Annotated in this window: 24 protein-coding genes; 6 read left to right on the forward strand and 18 right to left on the reverse strand. The window is 72.4% G+C overall.

Going from position 1 to position 25,098, the window contains the following annotated elements; genetic code table 11:
* Positions 1 to 248: 248 nt before the first annotated feature.
* The 6 genes from ABFX51_RS33760 to ABFX51_RS33785 all read right to left on the reverse strand — a co-directional run bounded on the left by ABFX51_RS33760 (position 249) and on the right by ABFX51_RS33785 (position 5,936).
* The gene (locus ABFX51_RS33760) at positions 249 to 1,046 is read right to left on the reverse strand and encodes an SAM-dependent methyltransferase (RefSeq protein WP_346056162.1); all 798 of its coding nucleotides are present in this window, start codon (positions 1,044 to 1,046) and stop codon (positions 249 to 251) included.
* A gap of 12 nt (positions 1,047 to 1,058) precedes the next feature.
* On the reverse strand, positions 1,059 to 1,970 hold the full coding sequence (locus tag ABFX51_RS33765; protein WP_143249836.1) for a helix-turn-helix domain-containing protein: 912 nt from the start codon (positions 1,968 to 1,970) through the stop codon (positions 1,059 to 1,061).
* A gap of 67 nt (positions 1,971 to 2,037) precedes the next feature.
* On the reverse strand, positions 2,038 to 2,826 hold the full coding sequence (locus ABFX51_RS33770) for an HpcH/HpaI aldolase/citrate lyase family protein (RefSeq protein WP_346056163.1): 789 nt from the start codon (positions 2,824 to 2,826) through the stop codon (positions 2,038 to 2,040).
* Positions 2,819 to 3,619, reverse strand: coding sequence for an HTD2 family dehydratase (locus ABFX51_RS33775; protein ID WP_346056164.1), 801 nt, complete (start codon positions 3,617 to 3,619; stop codon positions 2,819 to 2,821). Before ABFX51_RS33775 ends, ABFX51_RS33770 begins: the two co-directional genes overlap by 8 nt.
* A complete protein-coding gene (locus tag ABFX51_RS33780; RefSeq protein ID WP_346056166.1) occupies positions 3,616 to 4,761 on the reverse strand; it encodes a CaiB/BaiF CoA transferase family protein in 1,146 nt (381 codons plus the stop codon). Before ABFX51_RS33780 ends, ABFX51_RS33775 begins: the two co-directional genes overlap by 4 nt.
* Entirely contained in the window at positions 4,758 to 5,936 is a 1,179-nt protein-coding gene (locus ABFX51_RS33785) for an acyl-CoA dehydrogenase family protein (protein ID WP_346056167.1), read from the reverse strand. The genes ABFX51_RS33780 and ABFX51_RS33785 overlap by 4 nt, the downstream gene beginning before the upstream one ends.
* Positions 5,937 to 5,977: 41 nt before the next feature.
* Between ABFX51_RS33785 and ABFX51_RS33790 the strand changes: the two genes are divergently transcribed.
* Positions 5,978 to 6,940 carry a LysR family transcriptional regulator gene (locus ABFX51_RS33790; protein WP_346056168.1) on the forward strand — a complete coding sequence of 321 codons (963 nt, stop codon included), beginning with the start codon at positions 5,978 to 5,980 and terminating at the stop codon, positions 6,938 to 6,940.
* 3 nt (positions 6,941 to 6,943) lie between these two features.
* Here ABFX51_RS33790 and ABFX51_RS33795 read toward each other — a convergent pair whose 3' ends face one another.
* Positions 6,944 to 7,882 carry an NADP-dependent oxidoreductase gene (locus ABFX51_RS33795; protein ID WP_346056169.1) on the reverse strand — a complete coding sequence of 313 codons (939 nt, stop codon included), beginning with the start codon at positions 7,880 to 7,882 and terminating at the stop codon, positions 6,944 to 6,946.
* Positions 7,883 to 7,932: 50 nt separating this feature from the next.
* On the opposite strand from ABFX51_RS33795, the gene ABFX51_RS33800 reads away from it, so the two are divergent.
* A complete protein-coding gene (locus ABFX51_RS33800; protein ID WP_346056170.1) occupies positions 7,933 to 8,553 on the forward strand; it encodes a TetR/AcrR family transcriptional regulator in 621 nt (206 codons plus the stop codon).
* Positions 8,554 to 8,603: 50 nt separating this feature from the next.
* Here ABFX51_RS33800 and ABFX51_RS33805 read toward each other — a convergent pair whose 3' ends face one another.
* On the reverse strand, positions 8,604 to 9,170 hold the full coding sequence (locus tag ABFX51_RS33805; RefSeq protein ID WP_346056171.1) for a class I SAM-dependent methyltransferase: 567 nt from the start codon (positions 9,168 to 9,170) through the stop codon (positions 8,604 to 8,606).
* 92 nt (positions 9,171 to 9,262) lie between these two features.
* On the opposite strand from ABFX51_RS33805, the gene ABFX51_RS33810 reads away from it, so the two are divergent.
* Positions 9,263 to 9,847: a helix-turn-helix domain-containing protein gene (locus ABFX51_RS33810; RefSeq protein WP_346056172.1), complete on the forward strand. Its 585-nt coding sequence runs from the start codon at positions 9,263 to 9,265 to the stop codon at positions 9,845 to 9,847.
* Here ABFX51_RS33810 and ABFX51_RS33815 read toward each other — a convergent pair.
* Positions 9,823 to 10,965, reverse strand: a complete 1,143-nt coding sequence (locus ABFX51_RS33815) for an FAD-dependent monooxygenase (protein WP_346056174.1) — start codon at positions 10,963 to 10,965, stop codon at positions 9,823 to 9,825. The genes ABFX51_RS33810 and ABFX51_RS33815 overlap by 25 nt on opposite strands.
* A gap of 57 nt (positions 10,966 to 11,022) precedes the next feature.
* A complete protein-coding gene (locus ABFX51_RS33820; protein WP_346056176.1) occupies positions 11,023 to 11,889 on the reverse strand; it encodes an enoyl-CoA hydratase-related protein in 867 nt (288 codons plus the stop codon).
* Between the two features lie 215 nt (positions 11,890 to 12,104).
* Here ABFX51_RS33820 and ABFX51_RS33825 point away from each other — a divergent pair, with 215 nt between their 5' ends.
* Positions 12,105 to 13,328: an MFS transporter gene (locus tag ABFX51_RS33825; RefSeq protein WP_346056212.1), complete on the forward strand. Its 1,224-nt coding sequence runs from the start codon at positions 12,105 to 12,107 to the stop codon at positions 13,326 to 13,328.
* 405 nt (positions 13,329 to 13,733) lie between these two features.
* Here the strand turns inward: ABFX51_RS33825 and ABFX51_RS33830 are convergent, their stop codons facing one another.
* The 4 genes from ABFX51_RS33830 to ABFX51_RS33845 form a co-directional block, all read right to left on the reverse strand.
* Positions 13,734 to 15,329 carry a DUF2079 domain-containing protein gene (locus tag ABFX51_RS33830; protein WP_346056177.1) on the reverse strand — a complete coding sequence of 532 codons (1,596 nt, stop codon included), beginning with the start codon at positions 15,327 to 15,329 and terminating at the stop codon, positions 13,734 to 13,736.
* Between the two features lie 65 nt (positions 15,330 to 15,394).
* Positions 15,395 to 16,750, reverse strand: a complete 1,356-nt coding sequence (locus tag ABFX51_RS33835) for an MFS transporter (RefSeq protein WP_346056178.1) — start codon at positions 16,748 to 16,750, stop codon at positions 15,395 to 15,397.
* 31 nt (positions 16,751 to 16,781) lie between these two features.
* The gene (locus tag ABFX51_RS33840) at positions 16,782 to 17,696 is read right to left on the reverse strand and encodes an amidohydrolase family protein (RefSeq protein WP_346056179.1); all 915 of its coding nucleotides are present in this window, start codon (positions 17,694 to 17,696) and stop codon (positions 16,782 to 16,784) included.
* Positions 17,693 to 18,724 (reverse strand): amidohydrolase family protein, encoded by a 1,032-nt coding sequence (locus ABFX51_RS33845; RefSeq protein ID WP_346056180.1) that lies wholly within the window; start codon positions 18,722 to 18,724, stop codon positions 17,693 to 17,695. Before ABFX51_RS33845 ends, ABFX51_RS33840 begins: the two co-directional genes overlap by 4 nt.
* A 72-nt stretch (positions 18,725 to 18,796) precedes the next feature.
* On the opposite strand from ABFX51_RS33845, the gene ABFX51_RS33850 reads away from it, so the two are divergent.
* A complete protein-coding gene (locus ABFX51_RS33850; RefSeq protein ID WP_346056181.1) occupies positions 18,797 to 19,099 on the forward strand; it encodes a hypothetical protein in 303 nt (100 codons plus the stop codon).
* Positions 19,096 to 19,911, forward strand: a complete 816-nt coding sequence (locus ABFX51_RS33855) for an MBL fold metallo-hydrolase (RefSeq protein ID WP_346056182.1) — start codon at positions 19,096 to 19,098, stop codon at positions 19,909 to 19,911. Before ABFX51_RS33850 ends, ABFX51_RS33855 begins: the two co-directional genes overlap by 4 nt.
* Here ABFX51_RS33855 and ABFX51_RS33860 read toward each other — a convergent pair.
* The 4 genes from ABFX51_RS33860 to ABFX51_RS33875 are packed head-to-tail and all read right to left on the reverse strand — an operon-like array spanning position 19,899 to position 24,931.
* Complete coding sequence (locus ABFX51_RS33860) at positions 19,899 to 21,059, reverse strand: epoxide hydrolase family protein (RefSeq protein ID WP_346056183.1); 1,161 nt, start codon at positions 21,057 to 21,059, stop codon at positions 19,899 to 19,901. The two genes, ABFX51_RS33855 and ABFX51_RS33860, sit on opposite strands and share 13 nt — an antisense overlap.
* Positions 21,056 to 21,490: a hypothetical protein gene (locus ABFX51_RS33865; protein ID WP_346056184.1), complete on the reverse strand. Its 435-nt coding sequence runs from the start codon at positions 21,488 to 21,490 to the stop codon at positions 21,056 to 21,058. Before ABFX51_RS33865 ends, ABFX51_RS33860 begins: the two co-directional genes overlap by 4 nt.
* Positions 21,491 to 21,509: 19 nt before the next feature.
* Positions 21,510 to 24,620, reverse strand: a complete 3,111-nt coding sequence (locus ABFX51_RS33870) for a WXG100 family type VII secretion target (protein WP_091505525.1) — start codon at positions 24,618 to 24,620, stop codon at positions 21,510 to 21,512.
* Positions 24,620 to 24,931: a hypothetical protein gene (locus ABFX51_RS33875; RefSeq protein ID WP_091505527.1), complete on the reverse strand. Its 312-nt coding sequence runs from the start codon at positions 24,929 to 24,931 to the stop codon at positions 24,620 to 24,622. Before ABFX51_RS33875 ends, ABFX51_RS33870 begins: the two co-directional genes overlap by 1 nt.
* Positions 24,932 to 25,098: the final 167 nt, after the last annotated feature.

Consider the following 25,098-nt stretch of genomic DNA (forward strand, 5'->3'; position numbering starts at 1 on the left):
ACCCGTCCCCTCACCTCAGGCCCTCACCCACGTCACCAACGTCACGACCCGCAACAACTAGACCTCATTGACTTTCCGCCAAAAGCGGCGCGGGGCGCAGCGGAGTTTCAGCTTTTGCAGCATCCGCCATTGGCCGTTCATCGATGCTGGCGTCTACGCTGCCCGTGGCTTCCGGCAAGCGCCCTCTCCATCACCTGCCGTCCGACCGGTTCGAGCAGGACTCCGTACGCCCTGGCCGTCCTGTACCGTCAGACCCGGCCCACGCCACCCGCGAGGACGGCGCTCGCCTCGTCCTCCTCGTCGTGTTCGTGTGCCGGGTCCTCCGGGTGCCACTCCGTGGCGAGGACGAGCCCCGGCGGCACCAGGGTCGTGCCGGCGAACAGGCTTTCGATCTCCGCGAACGTGCGGGTGTAAGCGCTTTCGCTCACCTTGCGGTTGTACGTCTCGTTCGTCGCCGTCTGGTTGGCCAGTTCCCGAGCGCCCGCGGCGTACGTGCCGTGGCTGATCGCCAGATAGCTGCCGGGCGCGAGGTGGTCGACGTAGCGGCGCACGGTGCGTGCGGCCTCGGCGGTGTCAGGCAGGAAGTGCAGGACGGCGATCATCAGCACGCCCACCGGTTCCGTGAAGTCGAGCAGCTCGCCGACCTCGGGGTGGTTCAGCACGCCCTCGGGATCACGCACATCTCCCAGAATGCTTGTCGCGTCAGGATTTCCGGCGAGGATCTCGCGGCCGACGTCCACTGTGCCCTGTTCGTGGTCGACGTACACCACCCGCGCGCCGGGCTCGAGCTCCTGCGCGATCTCGTGCACGTTGCCGGAACTCGGGTAGCCCGAACCGAGGTCGAGGAACTGCCGCACCCCCTGCCCGACGAGGTGCCGCACGACGCGCTGCAGGAACTGCCGGTTGTACAACACGGTGCGGGCCAGCACGGGGAACGCCCGCTGGCTGGCGATCGCCGCCTCGATGTCGGCCTCCCGCGCGTACCGGCCGCCGAGGAACCAGTCGTACACGCCGGCCGCCGTGGCCTTTTCACCGCTGGGGGACATCCGTTACCGCCTTCAGTCGAGCTCGTTCAGGACCGTGGTGAGGAACGCGCGGGTCTCGGCCGGGGTCAGCGCCGCCGCGGTCGCCTCGGTCCACAGCGTCTCGTAGTGCCGCACGTGATCGCTGAACGTGAGGTCCGCTCCGCTCTTCGTGAACGCGTAGTCGAGGTGCTCGGGCAGCTTGCCCGGCACCTCCGGCGTGGTCAGCCGCAGCAGCGCGAACCGTTCGAGCAGCCCCGTGCGGGCGATCGGCCGGACCGGGCCGCGCGGCCGGAACGGCACCAGCTGGATGGTGATGTGCGGGCGCCGCGACAGCGAGATCAGGTGCGCCACCTGTTCCCGCAGCACGGCGTCGTCGCCCTGGGTGCGGCGGACGCAGGATTCGCTGAGCACCGCGTAGAACTGGGCCGGGTCCGGCCGGAGCAGCACGGTCCGCTGCCGGGCCAGTTTCGCTTGCAGCTCGGGCGCGTCCGCGCGGGTGGCCGGGTGTTCGGCACGCAGGTACGAGGGGCTCTGCAGGATCTCCGGCACGACCTCCGCCGCCACCAGGCGGATGAGCGTGGCGTCCTCCTCCAGGTCGATGTAGCGGCGCGTGGCGTCGTCGTGCACCGCGCGGAACCCCGTCCAGCGGCCGCGCTGCGAAAGGCCCGACTGCAGCTGCAGCGCGAGGTCGGTGACCGCCGCGTCCTGGACGCCGTACACCGCCAGCAGGCTGCGCAGGTCCTCCAGCTTGATCCCGGCGTCACCGCTCTCGAGCCGCGCGATCTTGTTCTGCACGCTGGCCGCGCTCGAAGACGGCCACACGGAGCGGCCCGCGTCGCCCTGCGTCAGCCGGGCCTGCTCCCGCAGGCGCCGCAGCAGCACGGCGAGCTGCATCCGGCGCCCGGTGGGGGTGCGTGCGGCCACCGTCATCACCACAGCACTCACCTCACCCTCTCACCCGCGCCGCCGCATCCTCCCCGATCCCGGGCAGGCAGGGCAAGGAAAGCCGGGATCAGCCCGGTGCCCGGGCGAGCACGGCCTGTGCCCGCAGCACCACGGGCCGGTCGATCATCTGCCCCTCGAACACCGCGACCGAACCGTCCCCCGCCGCGGCGAGGACGCCGCGTGCCCACGCGACTTCCTCCGGTGTCGGCGCGAGACGGCGGTGCACGACCGGCACCTGGCGCGGGTGCACGCACAGCTTTGCGGTCAGCCCCAGCGTGAGGGCGTGTTCGAGATCCGCGACGAGCGCGTCCTCGTCGTCGAGTGCGGTGGTCACGCCGTCGACCGGGGCGGCCCGCCCCGCGGCCGCCGCGGCGACCACCAGCGCCGACCGCGCGTACCGCAGCGCCTCGTGCGAGCGGTGGTCGACCCCCAGCTGCGCGGCGAGGTCGACGCTGCCGAACGCCGGGCGCACCACGCCCGGAGCGGCGCACACCTCGGCCGCCCGCGCGATGCCCGCCGCCGTCTCCACCAGCGGCACGACCCCGGCCGACACCCCGAGCGCCGCCAGCACCGCCGGGTCCTCGGCCTTCGGCAGCATCACGGGGCAGCCGTGCTCGACGGCCACCGCCAGGTCCTCCTCGTGCCACGGCGTGCCGGGCGGGTTGATCCGCACCATCGCCGGGTGCCCGCCCGCGAGCCAGGCGCGGACGTGCTCCCGCGCCGCGACCTTGTGCCCGGGCCCGACCGCGTCCTCCAGGTCCAGCACCACCACGTCCGCGTGCGCCTTGGGGAAGCGGTCCGGGCGGTGTCCGGGGACGAACAGGAAGGTCCTGGCGTGGGCGAGGAACTCAGTCATCGAGCCTCCGCAGCAGCCCGGTCGCCGTCTGCCGTCCGCAGAGGTCCCGCACGGCGGTGGCGAACCCGCCGGCCTCTTCGGTCGCCCTGACCACGAGCCCCTGGAAGTCGAACAGCGGCGAGACCAGCCGGTACTCGAAACGCAGGTCTCCGCTCAGTCCCCGGGCGCGCGCGGCCTCTGCCATCGCCAGCGCCTGCAGCGGCCCGTGCGTGAGCAACCCGGGGTAGCCCTCGACGTCCCGCGCGTAGTCCCGGTCGTAGTGGATGCGGTGTGCGTTGTAGGTCAAGGCCGAGAAGCGGAACAACAGCGTCGGGGACACCTCGATCGACCACTGGCCGGGTTCGGGCGGCACCTCGGGGCCGCTGTCGGAGACGGACAACGTCGCCTGCCGGTAGACGAGGTCCTGCTCCTCCTCGACCACGACGCGTCCGCCCTGCTCGATCCGGTGCCCCACCACCACGAACGTCAGCGCGCCCGACCGGCCCTGCTTCTCCCGCACCGAGAGCACGCGCGTCTGCCTCGTGGCGACCTCGCCGGAGCGCAGCGTCCCGCGGCTGCGCACGCGGCCGCCCGCCCACATCCGCCGGCGGCCCGGCCCCGGCGGTGCGGGGACGGTGTTGCGCACCGGGTGCCCGTCCGGCCCGAGATCCGCCTGCGCGGGCCGCTCCAGCAGGTACACCCAGTGCCACAGCAACGGCAGCCCGCCCTCGGGTTCCGGTACGCCCAGCAACGACGCCAGCGCGGCGGCCGGTTCCGGCGTCAGCAGTTCCGTGCGCGTCACGACCTCGCTCATCCTGCCTCCTCCCCCGGCGCGAACTCCGCCCGGATCGCCTCGTTGTGCTCGCCCAGCGCAGGGACCGCGCCGAGCACCGGCTCCCAGTCATCCGACACGACCGGTGGCAGCAGTGCCCGCACCGGTCCCGCGGGGGTGCCGACCTCGCGCCACCGGTCGCGGGCGGCCAGCTGCGGGTGCCGGGTGAACTCCTCCGGGGTGCGCAACCGCGCGTTGGCGATCCCCGCCCGGTCGAGCAGTTCGACGACCTGGTCGGCGGTGCGCTCCGAGAAAGCGCTTTCCAGCAATCCGGTAAGCGCTTCCAGGTTCGCCACCCTGTCCGTGTTGGTGGCAAAACGCGGGTCCCGCGCGAGATCGGCGTCCCCCAGCACCTCCGCGCACAGGACCGTCCACTCGCGATCGTTTTGCACACCGAGGAAAACCTGCCCGTCCCGGGTGCGGTACGGGCCGTAGGGCGCGATGGACGGATGCCGCGCCCCGGTGCGGCGCGGCGGTTCGTTGCCGTAGCGGGAAAAGTAGGCGGGCTGGCTCATCCACTCCCCGAGTGCGTCGAGCATCGCGACCTCCAGGCTCGCGCCCTCGCCGGTGCGCTCGCGATGGTAGAGCGCGGTGAGGATGCCGCTGTAGGCGTACATGCCGGTGGCGATGTCGGCGACGGAAAACCCGGCCTTCGCGGGGGCTTCCGGCGTCCCGGTGGACAGGACGAGCCCGGTTTCGCACTGCACCAGCAGGTCGTAGGCCTTCTTCGCCCGGTACGGCCCGTCCGGCCCGTAACCGGAGATCGAGCAGTGGATCAGCTCCGGCCGTCCGGCCCGCAGCGTCGCGGCGTCGAGGCCGAGGCGCTCCGCCGCGCCGGGCACGAGGTTCTGCACGAACACGTCGGCCCGCGCGAGCACCGCGTCCAGCAGCTCCTTGTCCTGCTTGACGTCCAGTTCGAGGCTTTCCTTGCCGCGGTTGAGCCAGACGAAGTAGCTCGACTGGCCGTGCACCGTCCGGTCGTAGCCGCGGGCGAAGTCGCCGACCTCGGGCCGCTCGATCTTCACCACGCGCGCGCCGAGATCGGCGAGCTGGCGGGTGGCCAGGGGTGCGGCCACCGCCTGTTCCAGCGCGACGACCAGGATCCCGTCCAGTGGCGCGCTCACAGCGGGTTCCGCTGCACGAGCTGGCGGACGATGACGTTGCGCTGGATCTCGTTCGTGCCCTCGCCGACGATCATCAGCGGGGCGTCGCGGAAGTAGCGCTCGACGTCGAACTCGGTGGAGTAGCCGTACCCGCCGTGGATGCGCACCGCGTCGAGCGCGACCTGCATCGCGGTCTCCGACGCGAACAGCTTCGCCATCCCGGCTTCGAGGTCCGCCCGCTCGCCCGAGTCGTAGCGACGGGCGGCGTGGTGCACGAGCTGGCGCGCGGCTTCGAGCCGGGTGGCCATGTCCGCCAGGTAGTTGCCGACGGACTGGTGCTGCCAGATCGGCTTGCCGAAGCTCTCGCGTTCCTGCGCGTACCGCAGCGCGTCCTCCAGCGCCGCCCGCCCGACGCCCAGCGCCCGGCACGCGACCTGGATCCGGCCTATCTCCAGTCCCCGCATCATCTGCGTGAACCCCCGGCCCTCCTCGCCGCCGAGCACGGCGGTGGCGGGCACCCGGTAGTCGTCGAACGCCAGCTCGCAGCTTTCGACACCCTTGTAGCCCAGCTTCGGCAGGTCCCGCGAAACGTGGAAACCCGGGCCCTTCTCGGCGAGCAGGATGCTCATCCCGCGGTGCGCGGGCTCGGCAGCCGGATCGGTCTTGCACAGCAACGCGACCAGCTGCGACCGGCGTGCGTTGGTGATCCACGTCTTGGCGCCGTTGACGACGTAGTGCTCGCCCGCGCGCCGCGCGGTGGTGCGCATCGCCTGGAGGTCTGAACCACCGCCGGGCTCGGTGAGCGCCATCGTCGCGCGGATCTCGCCGGTCGCCATGCGCGGCAGGTACGTGTCCTGCTGCTCGCGGGTGCCGTGCTGCACGAGGAGCTTCGCGACGACGGTGTGCCCGCCCATCGCGCCCGCGAGGCTCATCCAGCCCCGCGCGAGTTCCTCCGTCACGGCGGCGTAGCACTGCGCCGACACCGACGCCTCGCCCCACGGCTCGGGGATCGCCAGCCCGAAGATGCCCATCTCCTTCATCTGCTCGATGAGCTTCTCCGGGTAGGTGTTCGTGTGGTCCAGCTCCCGCGCCACCGGCCGCACCTCGCGGTCGACGAACTCGCGCACGAGCGACACGATCGCGGTTTCCTCTTCGCTGAGCCCGTCCACCTCGTGCCTCCTCTCCGTCCCAGTCATCATGGACTCTCATGAGAAGGCATGTGAAATACTGATTCGTGATGGTGACATGCCGGACGGGGATGGCGGGGATGGACCTCAAGCAGCTCAAGGCGCTGGTGACGGTGGCCGACGTCGGCAGCGTGACGAAGGCCGCCGAGCTGCTGCACGTCGTCCAGCCCGCCGTGACCAGGCAGATCCGGGCGCTGGAGCACGAGGTCGGGGTGCCGCTGTTCGACCGCACACGGCAGGGCATGCGGCCCACGGAGGCCGGGCTCAAGCTCGTCGAACGCGCCCGCCGCGCCCTCACCGAGCTGGAGCGCGCCCGTGCGGAGCTGACACCGGACCGCGGGGCGATCACCGGGATCGTGACCGTCGGCCTGCTCGACAGCACCGCCGAACTGCTCGCCGAGCCCCTCGTGTCGGCCGTGCGGCGGGCCCACCCCGGCATCGAGCTGCGCGTGCTCAGCGCCTACTCGGGGCACCTGCAGCAGTGGCTCGACGACGGGGACCTCGACCTGAGCCTGCTGTACAACCTCACCGGCACCCCGTCGCTGAACGTGACGCCGGTCGTGCGCGAGCGGCTGTGGGCCGTGGCGGGGCCCGGGGAGGGGCTGCGGCCGGACGTGGCCGTGCCCTTCGCCGAGGCCGCCGCCCGGCCGATGGTGATGCCCGCGCCGGGGCACGGGCTGCACACCCTGATCACAACCGCCGCGCGGGAGGCGGGCACCACCATCGACGCGGTGGTGCAGACCAACTCGATGGCGTTGCAGAAGCAGCTCGTGCGCGGCGGGCACGGCTGGACCGTGCTGCCGGCGGTCGGCATCGCCGCCGACCTCGCCGCGGGCACGCTGACCGCCGCGCCGCTGGCCGAGCCGGAGGTGTGGCGCTCGATCGTCCTCGGCGTCCCGCGGGCCGCACCCGCCACGCCCGCCGTGCGGGTGGTCGCCGCCGAGCTCACCGCCCAGGTGCACACCGCCGTCCACAAGGAACAGTGGCCTTCGGCGCGCCTGCCGGGGGACTGACGCTCAGTGGACCAGCACGATCCGCCCCGGGGCGTGCTTGCCCTCGCTCAGCTCGTGCGCGGCCGCGACCTCCTCGAGCGGGAACGCGGCCGCGACCGGCACGCGCAGCTTCCCCCGGGCCGCCAGTCCGACCGCGAGGTCCAGGCCGTGCACGGCCAGCGGGTCGGCGTTCCCGCCAGCCTCGGCCTCCGGCGTCCCGTGCGACAGGTGCACGCCGTGGCTCGCCGCGGTCATGTCGGCGATCGTCACCACGCGGTCCGGGCTCCCGGCGATCTTGACCAGCTCCGGCAGCGAACCCCCGGCGCAGTCGAACACCGCGTCCACGCCGTCCGGCGCGAGCACGCTCACGCGGTCCGCCAGCCCCGGCCCGTACGTCACCGGTTCCGCGCCGAGCGAGCGGAGGAACTCGTGGTTGCGCTCGCTGGCCGTGCCGATGACCCTCGCACCCCGGGCGGCCGCGAGCTGCACGGCGAGCGTGCCCACCGCGCCCGCCGCGCCCTGGACCAGCACCGTGTGCCCGGGGCGGACGGCGAGCCGGTCGAGCACCCGCGTGGCCGTCTCGACGTTGCCCGCGGCGGCACCGGCCTCTTCCCAGCTCCACGCGGGCGGTTTCGGCGCCCACGAGACCAGGACGACGTGGTCGGCGTTCGCTTCCCGCGTCACCGACGAGGTCATGCCGAACACCTCGTCCCCGGATGCGACGCCGGTGATCCCTTCGCCGACCTCGTCCACCACGCCCGCCGCGTCGAACCCGGTCCGCCACGGGAACCGCGCCGGCACGAGGTCCCGCATCGCTCCGGAGCGGATCGCGACCTCACCGGTCGACAGACCCGAGACCCGCACCGCGATGCGGATCTCCCCCGGCCCGGCGTGGGGTTCCTCGACCTCGACCACCCGCACGACGGCGGGCGGACCGTATTCGGAAAACTGAACAGCTCTCATGTCCGCCGACGCTAACGAAACGCGCCGTTCGCCTGGCTAAAGTGAGAACGGTGAGCACGGAAGTGAGTCGTCCGCTGCGGTCGGACGCCACGGACAACCGGCAGCGCATCCTCGCGGCGGCACGCGTGGCCTTCGGCAGCAGGGGCTTCGACGTGCCGATGCGGGAGATCGCCCGCCGCGCGGCCGTCGGCCTCGCGACGGTGTACCGGCGGTTCCCCACCAAGGAGGCGCTGTTCGCCGAGGCGTTCGCCGAGCAGCTGGCGCTGTGCTCCGCCATCGTCGAGGAAGGCCTCGCCGAGCCCGACCCGTGGCGCGGGTTCAGCCTCGTGCTCGAAAGGCTCATGGAGGCGCACGCCCGCGACCGGGGCTTCCGCGCGCTGCTCGCGCAGCTGCCGCACACCGCCGACGTCGCCACCGACCGCGACCGCACCCTGCGCATGCTGCTCGACCTCCTCCACCGCGCGAAGGAATCCGGGCAGCTGCGCGAGGACATCGTGCTGGAGGACGTCATCCTCGCCATGATGGCGAACGAGGGCATCCAGGCCCGCTCCCCGGAACTGCGCGTGGCGGCCTCCCGCCGGCTGGCCGCCCTCATGCTCCAGTCCTTCCGGGTGCGACCGGAGCCGGCGCCCCTGCCGCCCGCGGTCCGGCTGCCGCTGCCGCTCCGCTGACGGGGAGTGGAAACACACCTCCGGTGCGGGCTCGACGCGCGAGGTTCCGGTCACCGCAGGCGCCGGGCCCGGAGGACGGTGTCCCGGGTGTGGAGCGAGCCCTCCGGGGTCCGGCGCGGCCGGACTTCGTCGACCAGGATCGTCCAGTCGCCGCCGAGGTGCGCGGTGACGTCGGCGGAGCGGTAGTAGTCGCCGGAATCCAGGCCGGCGAGGTCGTGGCTGACGAACAGCAGCGTGCCGCCCGGCGCGACCGCCGCCAGCAGGCCGAGGAGCGGTCCGTCGCCCGGCACGCGCGGGAGCGGCACGTAGTGGACCGACACCAGGTCGAAGGTCCCGGCCGGCCACCGCGCCGTCGCGAGATCGGCCCTCGTCCACGCGACGCGGCCGGTGTCGTCCGCCGCGGCCGCGCGTTCGAGCGCCGTGCGGGAGATGTCGACCGCCGTGACCAGCCAGCCACGGCGCGCCAGCCACAGCGCGTCGGCGCCTTCCCCGCAGCCGACGTCGAGCGCCTGGCCCGGCGCCAGGCCGGCGACCTCGGCGACCAGCGCGCCGTTCGGTTCACCGCTGAAGAGCCGGTCGCTGCTGCGGTACCGCTGTTCCCAGAACCCCACCGTCATCGGTGACCACCTCCGCCCGTCAACCTGCCCCAAGAGGCGCGATCCGGCGAAGATCTTTGCGAAAACCGCAAAACCCCGGCGACACTGGAGCGATGAACGACGACGCCGTGCTGGTGGCGGTCGGCCCGCGGCTGCGGGACCTCCGCCGCCGCGCCGGGCTCACCCTGACCACGCTGTCGCAGCGGACCGGCATCCCGGTCAGCACCCTGTCGCGGCTGGAGTCCGGTCAGCGCAGGCCCGGGCTGGAACTGCTGCTGCCGCTGGCGCGGGCGTACCGGATGACGCTCGACGACCTCGTCGGCGCCCCCGCCGGCGCCGATCCGCGGGTGTTCCCGCGCCCGGTCCGGCGCGAGGGGCTGACGATCATCCCGCTCGCCCGCAAACCCGGTGGCCTGCAGGCGTTCAAGCAGATCCTCCCCGCGGGCCCCGACGTCGAGCCCGAACCGCGCACGCACCCGGGGTACCACTGGCTGTACGTCCTCAATGGACGGTTGCGGGTCGTGCTCGGCGACAAGGACCTCGTGCTCGGCCCCGGCGAGGTCGCCGAGTTCGACACGCACCTGCCGCACTGGTTCGGCAACGCCGGGGACCACGCCGCGGAGTTCCTCAGCATCGTCGGCCCGCAGGGCGAGCGCTTCCGGCTCCGGGCGCGCTACCTGCCGGCGTCGTTGCCGTAGATCCAGCTGAGCGACTCCACGTTCATCCCCTCACCCGCGGCCAGGGCCGCGTCGCGGCGCCGTTGTGCCGGGCCATCGGGCAGGTGGTAGTCGACGTTGTTGTCCCACGAGCGCCGCTGGATGCGCGCGGTGTGCGGCCGCCGCCGCGCCTCGTAACGCGCGAGCGCGGGCGCGAGGTCCCCGTCCAGCGCGGCGGCCAGCGCCGCCCCGTCCTCGATCGCCTGCGCGCCGCCCTGCGCCAGGAACGGCAGCATGGGATGACAGGCGTCACCGACGAGCGTGGTCGTCGCCGTGGACCAGCGCGGCAACGGTTCCCGGTCGTAGAGGCCCCACCGGTACACCGGCTCGCGGACGTGGTCGAGCAGGTCGTTCAGCTCGCGGGACCAGCCCCGGAACGCGGCCCGCAGCTCGGCGAGGCTGCCCGGCGCCGTCCACGACTCCTCCGGCCAGTCGGTCGCCGGCACCACGCACACGAGGTTCACGAAGCGGCCCACGGGATAGGCCACCAGGTGGCGGTTCGGCCCGAGCCACACGCGGACGGCCGGCTCGGCGGAAAGCGCGTCGGCGGGCACGAGCGCGCGGTAGGCGCACATGCCGGAGAACCGCGCCGCCGTCTCCGCCACGGTCGCCCCGCGCACCGCCGAGTGGATGCCGTCCGCGCCGACGACGACGTCCGCCGTCTCCGCCGTGCCGTCGGCGAACCGGACCAGCGGCCGCGGGTGCCACGACTCGACAGCGGTCACCGCCTTGCCGAAGCACACGACACCGGCGGGCAGCGCCGCGGCGAGGACCGTGATCAGGTTCGGCCGGTAGACCGTGTAGTACGGCGCACCGAAGCGGGCCTCCATGTGCCCCGCCAGCGGCCACTCGGTGAGCACGGTGTCGTCCTCCCACCGCAGGAACCGGGTCGCTACCGGCGAAAACGCGTTCCGCCGGAGCGCGGCGTCCAGCCCGAGGCCGTGCAGCACCCGCGTCGCATTCGGTCCTAATTGGACACCCGCGCCGATCTCCCCGAACCCCGCGGCGCGTTCGTCCACCCGGACCTCGTGCCCGGCCCGCAGCAGCGCGAGGGCGGCCGTCAAACCCCCGATCCCACCTCCGACGACGATGACGCGCACGAGGCGAACCGTAGCCCTCCCCCGGCCTCCCGCGTGAGGGCCATCCGCACGAATTCCTCACGGCCGCCCGGGGAACGGCGGCACGTCCGGCGGGTAGTCGGTGCTCACCCTGCCGGGGAAGTCCGCCGGGCGCTTCTGCAGGAACGCCAGCACCCCCTCCATCGCGTCCGGCCCGGCGCCGAGCCGCAGCAGCGCCCGCGAGTCCTCGCGGTGGGCGTCCCACGGCGTGGGCGAACCCAGCATGCCCCACAGCAGCTGCCGTGACACCGCGACCGACACCGCCGACGTGTTGTCCGCGATCTCCCGCGCGATCGACCGCGCCACCGGGATCAGCTCGTCCGCCGGGACCACCCGCGACACCAGTCCCCCGGCCAGCGCCTCGGCCGCGTCGAAGACCCGCCCGGTCGCGACCCACTCGACGGCCCGGGAGATGCCCACGATCCGCGGCAGGAACCACGTCGAGGCCGCCTCGGGCACGATGCCGCGGCGCGCGAAGACGAAGCCGAACTTCGCGGTCTCGGCGGCGATGCGGATGTCCATCGGCAGGGTCATGGTCACGCCGACACCGACCGCCGGGCCGTTGAACGCGCCGATGACGATCTTGCGGCTGGCGGCGATCCGCAGCGAGACCGCGCCACCGGCGTCCCGCGGCACGCCGTCGACCTCGCCGAACCCCTCGACGTCGCCGTGCGCGTCCTTGTCGAAGGTGCTCGCGCCGCGTTCGAGGTCCGCGCCCGCGCAGAACCCGCGCCCGGCGCCGGTGACGACCACCACGCGCACCGAGTCGTCGGCGTCGGCCTCGTCGAACGCGGCGATCAGCTGGTGCGCCATCTCCAGCGTGAACGCGTTCAGCCGCTCCGGCCGGTTCAGCGTGATGGTGGCGATCGCGTCCGCGACCTCGTAGCCGATCTCGTCGTAGATCACCGCACCGAGAGTGCGGCAGCGCGCGGGAACCGTCAACAACCGGGCCGCCGAGAAGCGTTACCGGGAAACGATGTTGCCATGCCCACACCCCGCGTCGCTACAAAACGTCGAGATCGAGGTTTACTTTGGGTCACGGTGGGCAGGGGTGCCCGCCGCGTTCTTGTTCGTTCTTCTCTTCTCTCAAGGAGTTCCCGTTGCGGCGAACTGTGCCGCCGATGCTCCGTGCGCTCGGAAACCACAACTACCGGCTGTGGGCTCTGGCCGACGTCGTGTCGGTGACCGGCGGCTGGATGCAGGTACTCGGCCTGAACTGGGTGGTACTCGCCCGCACCGGCTCGGCGACGGCCGTCGGGTTCTCGGTGCTGATCAGCACGCTGCCCGCGTTGCTGCTGGGCCCGTGGGCCGGGGCGCTCGCCGACCGGTTCCCGCCCCGGCGGCTCATCGTCGCGGGTGAGGTTGCGCACCTGGTCATCGCGCTGCTGCTGGCTTTCCTGGTCTGGCGGGAGCTGCCGCTGACCCCGATCTACGCCCTCACCGCCGCGGGCGGGCTCGTCAGCACGCTGGAAGGGCCCGCGCTGGGCCGGTTCGCCGGACAGGTCGTGCCCCGCGACGACCTGGGCAACGCGCTCGCCCTCGGCTCGCTCAGCAACGCCATCGGCCGGGTGCTGGGCATGAGCCTGGCGGGCGCGCTCGCCGCGACGGTCGGGGACGCGCCGCTGTTCCTGATCAACGCGGCGAGTTTCCTGTTCGTGCTGGGCACACTGGCCGTGATGCGGCCGAGCGAGTTCCACCCGCTCGCGGTGAGCCCGCCGGAGGAGGCGGGGGTGCGCGCGGGACTGGTGTACCTGCGGGGGCACCGGGTGCTGCTGGTGTTGTTCGCGCTGGGTTTCGTGCTGTCCGCGCTGGGCCGCAACTACCAGGTGACGATGGCCGCGATGACCGAGGGCCCGCTGCACGCCGGTGCCGGCGGGTACGGCGCGCTGTCGACGGTGTTCGCGGTGGGGACGGTGCTCGGCGGGGTGCTCGCGGCGCGGGTGCGGGAGCTGACGGTGCCGTTGCTGCTGGCGACGGGTGCGGTCACGAGCGTGCTGCAGGCGGTGAGCGGGTACGCGCCGGGGCTGCTCGGGTTCGCGGTGGTGATCCTGCCGATCGCGGCGGGTGCCGTGGTGATCGACACCGCGAAGAGCACGCGGCTGCAGCTGGACGCGGCGGAGGGCATGCGCGGCCGGGTACTGGCGGTGCACGGGACGATCGCCGCCGGGGCGGGCGCCGTGGGCGCGCCGCTGCTGGGGTGGCTGTGCGAAAGCCTGGGTCCGCGGGAGGCGCTGCTGGTGGCGGGCTTGGTGACGCTGGCGGTCACCGCCGTGGCGGCGGCGGCCCTGCGCAAGCCGCGCGTCGCGGAGATCCCGGTGCCGGAACCCGCGCTGGCGACGGTCTGACGGGCGGAGCAGGGGCCTGGGCGGCGAGGCCGCCAGCGCGGGCGGGTTTCCGCCGCGCGGCTGGCGGGGAGACGCCCGGGCGGCGACGCGGCCAGCGCGGGGGGCCACCCCGCGACAGGCGGCAAGAAGCCTCGGGCGGCAACGCGGCCAGCGAACGCGGCCACCTCCGCCGCGCGGCTGGCGGGGAGAAGCCCAGGCGGCGGCGCGGCCAGCGCGGGCGAGTTTCCGCCGCGCGACAGGAGACACAAGGCCCGGGCGGCAACGCGGCCACCTCCACCCCGCGGCAGACGGTGAGAAGCCCGGGCGGCAAGGCCGCCAGCGCGGGCGGGTTTCCGCCGCGCGACAGGCGAAACAAGCCCCAAGCGGCAAACGCCGCCATCACACTCGGCCACCCCCAGCGCGGCCTCAACCGCCGCTGCGCGACAACCGGTACAACCCCCCGGACTGCACAGCGAGCACGGTGAGATCCGCCGCACCCGGGGCCGCCACCGCGCGCCAGCCCGGTTGTGGCGTGTCCGCGCGGGACAGGTGCGAAACCCCGCCCCCGACCACCGCCCCCGTACCGTCCACGACCAGGACGCACTCCGGGGCCTGCCCACCGACGACCGCCCACCCCGACAACACGGCGTCCCCCGTCACGGCCGGGCTGTCGATCACGCCCTTGCTCGGCCCCGCGTCCGCCGGGCCCGGCAACGCCGTCACCCGCGACAGGTCCACTCGCGACCCCAGCTCGTACGGTGCGCAGCCCAGGGTGAAGTGGTCGTTGAACGGGAATGCTCCCAGCGCCCGCGCCGCCGGCACCACCGACGGCTCGATGCTCAGCGCCGCCATCGCCTGGGGCGCCTCCACCCGCAACGCCACCGCCGCCACCTCCAGCGGCGCGTACGCCGCCCGCGCCTGGTCCTGCTTCCCGCCACCGATCGCGTGCGTCACCAGGCCCAGCGTCACCACCCCGGTCACGACCACCCGCGACGACAACCCCGGCCGCACGTACACCACCAGCACCAGCAACGCACTCGTCGCCAGCGCCGCCGCCAGCCCGTACCGGCCCAGCAACCCCACATTCCCCACCGCCGTCGTCGTCCGGCCCAGCGCCAGCAAACCCGCCACCAGCACCGCATACCCCGCCAGCCCGACCCAGCCCGCCACGGCCGCGTCCCGCCCCACCCGGGACACCAGCAGCACCAGCGCCACCACCGGCACGTCCGCCGACCACAACCCGCCCAGCGCCGCCGCGAACACCGACAGCCGCCGGTCCGGATCCACCGCCGTCGTCGCCAGCGACTGCGGCCCCGCGGGCTTCGTCACCCACCACACCACGACCACCACGACCCCGGCCACCACCGGCGTCAGCCACCGCCACCGCCGCTCACCCCGCGCCGCGCTGGTCAACGCCACCGCGAACCACACCGGCAACCCGGCCCCGAAACACAGGCACGCCACCACCGCCGCACCCCACGACCACCACACCCGGCCCCGGTGCGCACACCACACCGCCACCACCGCGCACGTCACCGCCGGCACCCAGCTGATCCCGTTCGTGGCCTGCAACCACAACTCCGCCAGGTGCGACGAACACACCAGAAACGCGAACCCCGCCGTCAGCGCCGCCTTCACCAGCGGCGAGAACGTCCCCGGCAGCATCGCCCGCAACACCACCACCACGACCGCCAGCAACAGCACCGCCAGCACCGTCAGCACCCGGTTGTCCCCGCCCAGCCACGCCGCGTCCGCCCAGAACAGCAACGACGGCACCACGAACGGCTGGTCCAGGTGGTAGGTCAGCACCTGACCCCACCGCAACGACCCGTCATCGGCCGTCACCTTCGCCAGCACGTGCCAGTAATCCAGCAGCACGTGCGCCCGCGACGTCCGCGCCGCCGTCCACAACGCCAGCACCACCGGCACGACCGCCAACGCGGTCAGCACCACCACACCCACGCGAGGACGAGACCCGCCCCGCGGCCCGACCCGCTCCCCCACCGCCAACGACGCCGTCATCCCAGCCCCTCGTCCACAGCCGCCAGCGCGGCGACAACGAGCGGATGCTACGGCTGCCGGGGCAGTCAGACCTCGGCGGCCTTCGGTGCCGTGGCCGGCTTCAGCGTGGCCTGCCGCGTGCGCGGGCCGAAGATCGCCAGCACCACGGCGCCGACCGTCCACGTGCCCGCGATGAAGAAGAACACGCTCTGGTACCCGCTGCCGTTGTACAGCGCGGCGACGATCAGCGGCCCGGCCGCGTTCGACAAGCGGCCGAGGCCGTAGGACACGCCGGTGCCCAGCGACCGGCCACGGGTGTCGAACAGCTCGGGCGAGTAGGCGTAGCCGAGCGCCGTGTACCCGCGCTCGAACAGGTTCACCAGGAAGCCGAACACCACGATCAGGATCGGGTCGAACGTCAGGCCGTAGAACAACCCGCACACCGCGATCACCACGCCGAACGCGACGAGGCACCACTTGCGCTCGAAGCGGTCGGTGACCAGCGCCGCCAGGTACGACCCCAGCGGCGCGCCGACCGTGGTGAGCGCGACGTAGAACACGGACCTCTCGACGCTGAAGCCCTCCTTGGCGAGCAACGTCGGCGCCCACGTCGAGTACCCGAAGAACCCGATCGTCTGCGTCACCCACACGACGGTGAGCAGCAGCGTCGGGAACAGGTACTTCTTCTGCAGCAGCATCCGCAGCGGGGCCTTGCCCGCCGGCGCCTCCTGGACCGGCGGCGCGGGCTCGGGCAGCGGTCCCTTCTCGGCGGCGACCTGCGCCTCGATCTCCCGCAGCACCGCGTCGGCCTTGTCGTGCTCGCCCCGGCTTTCGTACCAGCGCGGCGATTCCTTCAGCTGCCGCGTGAACAGCACCAGCAGCACGCCCAGCGCGCCCCACAGGTAGACCAGCCGCCACGTCCAGTCGTTGATGCCGACGACCGCGCTCGCGATGAGGTTCGTGACGGGCGTGCCGCAGATGCCGATCACGATCGCGTAGGCCTGGTACTTGCCGCGGCTGGCGGCCGGGTACAGCTCGTTGACGTAGATGACCGCCACGACGGTCATCGCCGACAGCCCGGCCGAGGTCAGGACGCGGAACGCGCCCAGCGACACGATGTCCCACGAGAACACCGCCGCGAACGAGAAGAACCCGAACCACACCGTCGTCAGCAGCAGCGCGCGCTTGCGCCCCCACCGGTCGGCGATCGTGCTCGCGACGATCGAGCCGAGGAACATCCCGACGAACGACAGCGAGGTCACGTACGCGACCTGGTTGACGGTCACGCCCCACAGCTTGATCAGCTTGGGCGAGGTGGTGGCGAAGCTGTTGATGTCCGCGAACTCGAAGAAGTAGGCGAACGCCACGGCCAGCAGGGTGAGCTTGTGGAACCGCGCGATCGGCAGCCGGTTGAGCCGGTTGAGCGCGTTGGCGTGCTGCATTGCATGCCCTTCGGGGGAGGGAGGAGGGGCCTCAGGCGGTTTCGCCGGGCCAGTACAGGCGCATCGGGTTGCCGACGAGCAGCTTGTGCCGCTCCTCGGCCGTGGTTGCGATCGTCGGCACGTAGTCGACGAGGAGCCCGTCGTCGGGCATGTGGTCCTTCAGGTTCGGGTGCGGCCAGTCGGTGCCCCACAGGACGCGGTCTCCGAACTCGGCCACGACGCGCCGCGCGAACGGCACGACGTCGGTGTAGGCGTGGCGCTGCCCGTCGAGCGCGGCGGGTCCGGTGACGGTGAGCCGTTCGGGGCAGCTCACCTTCACCCACACGTCGTTGCTGCCGACGAACCGCAGGAAGCCGCTGAACTCCGGTCCCCCGACGGGTTTCGTGACGTCCGGCCGTCCCATGTGGTCGATCACCAGCGGGGTGGGCAGGCTGCTGAAGAAGCCTTCCAGCTCGGGCAGGTCGGCGGCCTCGAAGTAGAGCACGATGTGCCAGCCCAGTGGTGCGACCTTCGCCGCGATCGTGGTCAGGTCCTCCTTCGGCGAGGCGTCCACGAGCCGCTTCACGAAGTTGAACCGCACCCCGCGCACGCCCGCCGCGTCGAGCCTGCGCAGCTCGGCCTCGCTGACGTCGGGGCGGACGGTGGCGATCCCGCGGGCGCGGTTCCCGGCGGCCCGCACGGCGTCGAGCATCGCGGAGTTGTCCGCGCCGTGGCAGGTGGCCTGCACGATCACGGTCCGGCTGATGCCGAGGTGGTCGCGCAGCGCGAACAGCTGGTCCTTGCTCGCGTCGCAGGGCGTGTACTTGCGTTCCGGCGCGAACGGGAACTCCGCCTGGGGGCCGAAGACGTGGCAATGCGCGTCGACGGTCCCCGGCGGCAGCACGAACTCCGGCTTGGACGGGTTGGGGTACCAGTCCAGCCAGCCGGGTGTCTTGGGTGCGGTCACCGGCCTTGTTCCTTCAGCAGGGCGTCCAGCCGCGGGTACACGGTGCGGGCGTTGGTTTCCCGGATCGCGGCCCAGTCATCCGCGGCCAGTTTCGGCGAGGCCTCGGCGTAGCGGCGGGTGTCGTCGAAGTAGTGCCCGGTCCGGGGGTCGACGCTGCGGACCGCGCCGATCATCTCGGAGGCGAACAGGATGTTGCGGGCCGGGATGACGTCGAACAGCAGGTCCGAACCGGGCTGGTGGTAGACGCAGGTGTCGAAGAAGACGTTGTTCAGCACGTGCTCCTCCAGCTCGGGCTTGCCCAGCGCCATCGCCAGCCCGCGGAAGCGGCCCCAGTGGTAGGGCACCGCGCCGCCGCCGTGCGGGATGATCAGCTTCAGCGTCGGGAAGTCCGCGAACAGGTCGCCCTGCACGAGCTGCATGAACGCGGTGGTGTCGGCGTTGAGGTAGTGCGCGCCCGTGGTGTGGAAGGCCGGGTTGACGCTCGTGCTGACGTGCACCATCGCGGGCACGTCGTACTCGACCATCTTCTCGTAGATCGGGTACCAGTGGCGGTCGGTCAGCGGCGGTGCAGTCCAGTGCCCACCGGACGGGTCCGGGTTGAGGTTGAGCGCGACGGCACCGTACTCCTCCACGCAGCGGGTCAGCTCGGGGATGCACGTGGCGGGGTCGACGCCGGGTGACTGCGGGAGCATCGCGGCGGGCACGAAGCGCTCGGGGTACAGCGTGCTGATGCGGTAGCACAGCTCGTTGCAGATCGAGGCCCACTCGGCGGAGGTCTCGAAGCCGCCGATGTGGTGCGCCATGAACGAGGCCCGCGGCGAGAAGATCGTGACGTCGATGCCCCGCTCGTCCATCAGCCGCAGCTGGTTGGCTTCGATGGTCTCGCGCAGCTCGTCGTCGCTGATCCGCAGGTCCGCGCGCACGGGCGCGGTGGTGCCGGGGTCGGACAGCGCGGCGACCTGCTGCTTGCGCCACGCCTCGAGCGCGGGCGGGGCGGTCGTGTAGTGGCCGTGACAGTCGATGATCAAGGCTTTTCCTCTTCGCGTGCGGACGGGTGGCGCCTGCCCAGCACCCTAATCGCCAACGAAATTGTTGACAATATGTACGACGAAAGTAGCAGGCTTAGGGGACGATGCGAGCAGCTCCTGAAGCTGGCCGAGGAGTTCGCGCGAGCCGGGCTGCGGGCGGGATGGAGGCGCTCGCCCGCGGCGGGACGCCCTGGCGGCGCGTTCTACGACCGGGTGCCGGCCGACCGCACCGGGCCCCTCGTGCAGTTGCAGGCCGTCGCGCGTGCGGCGACCCCGAGGTGCGCGACGGTCGCGGCGCTGTTCGCCGTCGTCGCCATCGCGGTGGCCTTGCGGGTTAAAGTGGCGCAAACGAGCGACGCGGGGGAACGGGTATGACCTTCTGGATCTGCGGCACCTGCGCGGTGGAGCACGCCGAGCGGATCGACGTGTGCGCCATCTGCGCCGACGAGCGCCAGTGGGTGCCTGCCGACGGGCAGCACTGGACCACGCTCGAGGAACTGGCCGGGAGCGGCTACCGCACCGAGGTCGTCGAGCTGGAGCCGGACCTGTTCGGGGTGTCGAGCACACCGAAGGCGGGCATCGGGCAGCAGAGCAAGCTGGTGCGCACCCCGGCGGGCTCACTGCTGTGGGACCCGCTGGGCTACCTCGACGACGACGCCGTGCGGCGCGTGCGTGAACTGGGCGAGGTCGTCGCCATCGCGGCGAGCCACCCGCACATGTTCGGCGTGCAGGTCGAGTGGAGCAGGCGCCTGGGAGGCGTGCCGGTGCTCGTGACCGAGGCGGACGCGGAGTGGATCGCGAGGCCCGATCCGGTGATCCGGCTGTGGAAGGGCACGGAGGAGGTCCTGCCGGGCGTGACGCTGAGCCAGGTCGGCGGGCACTTCCCCGGCAGCGCGGTCGCGCACTGGGCGGCCGGGGCCGGTGGCCGGGGCGTGCTGCTGAGCGGGGACACCTTGTTCCCGAACCCCGACCGCAGCTCGGTCAGCTTCATGCGCAGCTACCCGAACCGGATCCCGTTGTCCCCGGGAGTGGTCGAACGCGTGACCCGGCACGTCGAGCAGTTCGCGTTCGACCGCGTCTACGGCAACTTCGAGAACCGCATCGACGCGGACGCGCGTGCCGTCGTCCGCCGCTCCGCGGACCGCCACATAGCCTGGACCCGCGGGGACTTCGATCACCTGACCTGAGGGCGGTTCCGGTACGGGCGGAAGAACTCCCGCAGTTCCTCCACGTACAGCTCCGGTTCCTCGAACGGCGCGAAGTGGCCGCCGCGCGGCATTTCCCTGAAGTGCACGACGTTCGCGACGCGCTCGAGCCACGCTCGGGGCGGGCGGACGAGATCGCCGGGGAACACGGAGAAACCGGACGGGACCTCGACGCGCCGGGCGTGCTGTTCGAGCGGGATCGCGGCGTTCGCGTGGTACATGCGCATCGACGAGCCGATCGTGCCCGTCAGCCAGTAGAGCATCACGTTCGTGAGGATCTCGTCCTTGGTGTACCTGCGTTCCACGTCGCCACCGCAGTCGCTCCACGACCGCAGTTTCTCCACGATCCACGCGGCCAGCCCGGCCGGGGAATCGGTGAGGCCCACAGCCGCGGTCTGCGGCTTCGTCCGGTGCATCGCGGCATACGCGCCCTCCGCGCCGCCCCACGCCGCGGCGGCCTCCAGGAACGCGCGCTCCTCCGGCGCCAGATCCGCCGGATCCCCTTGGTACACCGGCAGTCCCGCGTCGACGCGGTGCACCGCCACGACGCGGTCCGGGTGGTCGAGCGCCAGGAAACGGCTGACCGCGCTGCCGACGTCCCCGCCCGCCGCGCCGAACCGCTCGTACCCCAGCACGGTCATGAGCTCGGCCCACAACCCGGCGACGGCGATCGAATCCAGCGGGCGCGGCGGGTGGTCGGAGTAGCCGAAACCCGGCATGTCCGGCACCACCACGTCGAACGCGTCGGCCGGGTCGCCGCCGTGCGCGCCGGGATCGGTCAGCAGCGGGATCACCTTGGTGTAGCGCCAGAACGAGTCCGGCCAGCCGTGCGCCAGCACCAGCGGCAGCGCGGGCCCGGCCGGCGCGACCGCCCTGGCGTGCACGAAGTGGATACCTAATCCGCCCAGCCGGACGCGGAACCGCGGCAGCGCGGCGAGTTCCGCCTCCCGCGCCGGCCAGTCGAACCCGTCGGCCCAGTACCCGGCCAGCTCACGCAGGTAGGCGACGTCCGCGCCCAGCGTCCACCCGGCGTCCTCGGGCGCGTCGGGCCAGCGAGTCGCGCGGAGGCGGGCACGCAGGTCCGACAGCTCCTCTTCCGAGGTGCGGCGGGTGAACGGCTGCGGGGTCATTCGTCGCGCCACCGGTTGTTGAGGAAGTCGTCGTCGTCATCCTCGTCGAGTTCGCTCGCCCTGGCGCGGGTGCTGCGGCGTGGAACCGGGGCGGGCGGCGGCGGGGGCGGTGCCGCCTGCGGCGGCGCGGGCGGGGCGGGCGGGGGCGGCGGCGGGACAGTTTCCTCGTCGGCCTCGGACTCCGCGAAGCCCTCGGGCTCGAAGTCCAGCTCCTGCACCGAATCCGGGCGCTCCTCCTCGGCCTCGCGCCGCCCCAGCTCCCGCCGGTGCTGGAGGTAGCGCTCGGCGGCCTGGGCCTGCTTCGTCATGTACTCGTGTGCCTCGGCCTTGATCTCCACGGCCTGCCGCTGGTGCAGCGCGTGCCGGTCGGCCTGCTCGCGGACCAGGCCGGCCATCGCCGCCTTCAGCCGCTGGACGTCGTCGGTGACCATCTGCTCCTCCTCGATCCGCTCAGCCGCGCCGGCGCTTGGCGGGCTTTTCCTCGTCCTCGTCCAGCGAACCGATGATGCGGGGCCCCGGTTTCTCGCCGCCGTCGAAGATACCGCCGTCGATCCGGTACGCCCGCGAGCTGCGCTCGGTGTTCTCGCCACCGCCGCCGCCGGCGCCCATGGCCCCCATGCCGCCCATCGGCATGCCGCTCATGCCCGTGGCGGGCTGGCCTGCCACGCCGGCGGGAGTGGCCCCGGCCTGGACGCCGAGCCCCGCGGGGTCCCCGGGGTGCGCGCCGACGGCGATGCCGGTCTGGGCACCCGCCGCCAGCGACACGGTCTCGCCGGTCGCCGGCGTGACGCCGCCGAGGTCGGCGGCGGGCAGGTCGGGCACGGCGCCCCCGCCACCCCCGCCACCGCCGGAAAAGTCCGTGTCGGGCAGGTCGGGCACCGCGCCGCCACCGCCGCCACCGGAGAAGTCGGTGTCGGGCAGGTCGGGCACGGCGCCGTCGCCGGCCGGGAGGTCGGGCAGCTCGGGAGCGTGGAAGCCGGGCACGGACGCGTGGCTTTCGTCGGGCAGCTCCGCACCCGGGGCCAGCTGCGAGGCCACGTCGTGCAGCGGCGACCGGCCGCTGTGCTCCTCACCCAGGGTGTAGGTCGTCGGCTCGCCCTTCCCGTCGTCGACGGTGACGACGGTCGGGCCGTCGGGACCGTCGGGGCGCTCCGCGGTGATCTTGAGGTCACCGTCCTGGATGTGGATCTTGCCGTCGGGTCCGGGGCGGTAGACCCCGTCGGCACCCTTGCCGTCAGCGTCGCCGCCGCTGTCGGCGCCGTCCGTGCCGCCGGTGCCGTCCTCGGGCCAGTCGAGCTTGAAGTCCTTGGGGGTGCCGGAGCCGTCGTCGACGGTGATCTCCATCTTCCCCTCGGAGTCGGGCTCGGTCATCTCGAAGGTCTTGCCGCCCTGCTCGACCTTGAGGTGGTCGAGGTCCTCGTCGCCGGAGTCGCCGTCGCCGCCCTTGAAACCGTTCTCGCCGTCGAGGCTGTCGGTACCGCCGAGGGTGTCGCCGGGGTCGGTCTTGATCGGGTCGCCGTCCTGGAACCCGCTGCCCGTGTCCAGCGACGGGATGTCCGGGATGGAGGCGCCGCCGCCGGAACCCGAACCGCCACCCGCGCCGGAGTCCGTCTTGATCGGGTCACCGTCCTGGAACCCGCTGCCCGTGTCCAGGGGCGGGATGTTCGGCATCGAGGCGCCGCCGCCCGAACCGCCACCGGTCGACGACGGGATGTCGGGCAGGGAGACACCCGAACCCCCCGTGCCCGGATCGGTCTTGATCGGCTCGCCGTCCTGGAAACCACCGCCGGTGTCCAGCGGGGGGATGTTCGGCACCGAAGCGCCACCGCCCGAGCCGCCACCCGTCTTGCCCGGGCTGCCGCTCTGGAAGCCGCTGGTGTCCAGGGGCGGGATGTTCGGCACCGAAACGCCACCACCCGAACCCGAGCCACCGCCCGAGGTGGAACCGGGAGGCGGGATGTTCGGGACGGAGGCTCCTCCGCCCGAACCGCCTGAGTCGCCCGAGCCGCCGGCGTCGCTCGGGTCGGTCTGGATGGGGGCACCTTGGTAGGAGCTGCCGCCCGTATCGAGCGGCGGGATGTTCGGCACGGGAGCGCCGCCACCGGAGCCGGACCCGCTGCCCGAACCGGAGCCGGACCCGCCTCCGTAGCCGCCGCCCGAACCACCGCCGTAGCCGGAGCCGCCGCCGGAGCCACTGCCCTCGCCCGAGCCGCCCGGGCCGCCGTAGCCCTCACCCGCGCCGTAACCCGAGCCGCTGCCGTCGCCCGAGCCGCCGCCGTAACCCGAACCCGAGCCGCCGTAACCCGAGCCGGAGCCGCCCCCGTAACCCGAGCCCGAACCGCCGCCGTAGCCGCCGTTCCCGGGGCCGGTGTACGAACTCCCGCTGCCGCCCGGGCCACCGGCACCACCGCCGGTCCCGGCGCCACCGGAACCCGTGCTCCCGGGCGTCTCGCCCGTGCCGAACTCGTTCTGCACCTTGCCCATGAACTCATCGAGCGTGGTGTAGGCCTGGTTGACCAGCTCCAGCGTGTTCTTGCACGTCTTGTCGAAGCCCGCGTAGATGACGTCCCACATCTCGGGGTTGAACTGCTTCTGGATCCACTGCTTGGCCAGGTCCTTGCCGTGGGCCTCGATGTCGTCGTCGTCGCAGCAGCCGTCGTCGTTGAGGGTCTCGACGAGGTTCGTGCCGAAGTTCAGGTCCATCCACCCGGCGATCTGCGCCAGGTCGTCCTTGCTGCCGTGCTCCCCGTTGGCGACCGCGATGACCTTCTGGGCCAGCTGGTAGTCGGCCTTGCCCACCTGGTTGGTGTACAGCTCGACGACGGCGTTGGCCTTGCCCTTGCACAGCTGGAAGACCGTGTTGGCCGCGGTCATCGTCGCCTCGCTCGCGGCCTCCAGCGTCTGCGCCAGCTTGACGGCCTTGGGCTGGATCTTCTCGTTGTAGTGGTCGGAGGCGGCGTCGGCACCGGCACCGCTCCACGTCTGGAACAGCGTGCTCAGCGCGGTGCCCGTGTCCTTGGCCGTCTGGTCGACCGACTGCGACCCGGTCTTGAAGTGCTCGGCGTCGGCGACGAAACCCTGGAAGTTGATGCCGCGCTGCTCGTCGAAGCGGCTCCTGATGTCCTTGTCCAGGTCCAGTGGCCGCGTGTTGCCCCGGCAGTCGTCCGGGATCTTCGCCAGCAGCGACCCGAACGTCTCGAACACCTTCAGCGCGGGCGCCGCCGCGTCGAAGATCTCGTCGGAGGTCTTGGTGCCGCCTCCCCCGGTGGCGGGTTCGTGCTTGTCCTCGAGCTGGGTCTTCCCGTCGTTGACGGCCTTCTGTTCCTGGTTGCTGTTGTAGCCCGCCTGGTCACCCTGCTTCTTCGCCTCGTCGAAGGTGTCGTCGAGGGGCTGGGCGAAGAACGGGAACCCGTTGTAGGCGTTGAGGTACTTCCGGACCTCGTCCTCCGACGGGTCGGTGCCGTGCTCGGCGAACCAGCTGCTGATCAGCGAGGTCTTGTTGCCCGGCGGCACGGCCGGGTCGTCCAGCAGCGCCTTGACCTCTTCCCACGTGTGCGCCATCAGAGGGTCCCCGCGTTCCCGATCGCCCCGGACTGGGTGTACTCGTTCTGCCCGTAGGCCTGCCCGCTGGAGCCGATGTTGGCGCCGAAGCTGCCGAGCGTCGTGCCGTAGCCGGTCAGCGACTCCCACAGCTTCTGCACGCCGGCGGTGTACTTGGTGGCGTGATCGCCGTGCGCCCTGCCGAACCCGGCGGCGTTCAGCACCGTGGTCTGCATGTCCGAGTTGTTCTCCGGCAGGTCCTCCGCCAGCCGGCTGATGGTCTTCGACGCCGTCGCCATCGCGTCGGTGCTCGCGGTGTACCCGCCGCTCATGTACGCCAGCTCCCCTGGTCAAGTGGTCCAGACGATGGTGGGACGGAACGCGGCCCCCGTCGGTTCGGTTGCACACGCAACGGATTCGATCATCGTCACCGCCGACCCTAACGCGCCTGTCCGAACAGGCGGGGCAGACTTCCCGTGACGGCCAGGTGAACTGCCTG

Source organism: Amycolatopsis dongchuanensis, from assembly GCF_039542405.1.
GTDB classification, from domain to species: Bacteria; Actinomycetota; Actinomycetes; order Mycobacteriales; family Pseudonocardiaceae; genus Amycolatopsis_E; species Amycolatopsis_E sacchari.

What these genes read in the sequence shown, in the direction of transcription:
- ABFX51_RS33760 (WP_346056162.1), bottom strand. Translation starts at nt 1,046, where the DNA reads ATGTCCCCCAGCGGTGAAAAGGCCACGGCGGCCGGCGTGTACGACTGG.
- ABFX51_RS33770 (WP_346056163.1), bottom strand. Translation starts at nt 2,826, where the DNA reads ATGACTGAGTTCCTCGCCCACGCCAGGACCTTCCTGTTCGTCCCCGGA.
- ABFX51_RS33775 (WP_346056164.1), bottom strand. Translation starts at nt 3,619, where the DNA reads ATGAGCGAGGTCGTGACGCGCACGGAACTGCTGACGCCGGAACCGGCC.
- ABFX51_RS33785 (WP_346056167.1), bottom strand. Translation starts at nt 5,936, where the DNA reads ATGACTGGGACGGAGAGGAGGCACGAGGTGGACGGGCTCAGCGAAGAG.
- ABFX51_RS33790 (WP_346056168.1), top strand. Translation starts at nt 5,978, where the DNA reads ATGGTGACATGCCGGACGGGGATGGCGGGGATGGACCTCAAGCAGCTC.
- ABFX51_RS33795 (WP_346056169.1), bottom strand. Translation starts at nt 7,882, where the DNA reads ATGAGAGCTGTTCAGTTTTCCGAATACGGTCCGCCCGCCGTCGTGCGG.
- ABFX51_RS33805 (WP_346056171.1), bottom strand. Translation starts at nt 9,170, where the DNA reads ATGACGGTGGGGTTCTGGGAACAGCGGTACCGCAGCAGCGACCGGCTC.
- ABFX51_RS33810 (WP_346056172.1), top strand. Translation starts at nt 9,263, where the DNA reads ATGAACGACGACGCCGTGCTGGTGGCGGTCGGCCCGCGGCTGCGGGAC.
- ABFX51_RS33825 (WP_346056212.1), top strand. Translation starts at nt 12,105, where the DNA reads ATGCTCCGTGCGCTCGGAAACCACAACTACCGGCTGTGGGCTCTGGCC.
- ABFX51_RS33830 (WP_346056177.1), bottom strand. Translation starts at nt 15,329, where the DNA reads ATGACGGCGTCGTTGGCGGTGGGGGAGCGGGTCGGGCCGCGGGGCGGG.
- ABFX51_RS33835 (WP_346056178.1), bottom strand. Translation starts at nt 16,750, where the DNA reads ATGCAGCACGCCAACGCGCTCAACCGGCTCAACCGGCTGCCGATCGCG.
- ABFX51_RS33850 (WP_346056181.1), top strand. Translation starts at nt 18,797, where the DNA reads ATGTACGACGAAAGTAGCAGGCTTAGGGGACGATGCGAGCAGCTCCTG.
- ABFX51_RS33855 (WP_346056182.1), top strand. Translation starts at nt 19,096, where the DNA reads ATGACCTTCTGGATCTGCGGCACCTGCGCGGTGGAGCACGCCGAGCGG.
- ABFX51_RS33860 (WP_346056183.1), bottom strand. Translation starts at nt 21,059, where the DNA reads ATGACCCCGCAGCCGTTCACCCGCCGCACCTCGGAAGAGGAGCTGTCG.
- ABFX51_RS33865 (WP_346056184.1), bottom strand. Translation starts at nt 21,490, where the DNA reads ATGGTCACCGACGACGTCCAGCGGCTGAAGGCGGCGATGGCCGGCCTG.
- ABFX51_RS33870 (WP_091505525.1), bottom strand. Translation starts at nt 24,620, where the DNA reads ATGGCGCACACGTGGGAAGAGGTCAAGGCGCTGCTGGACGACCCGGCC.
- ABFX51_RS33875 (WP_091505527.1), bottom strand. Translation starts at nt 24,931, where the DNA reads ATGAGCGGCGGGTACACCGCGAGCACCGACGCGATGGCGACGGCGTCG.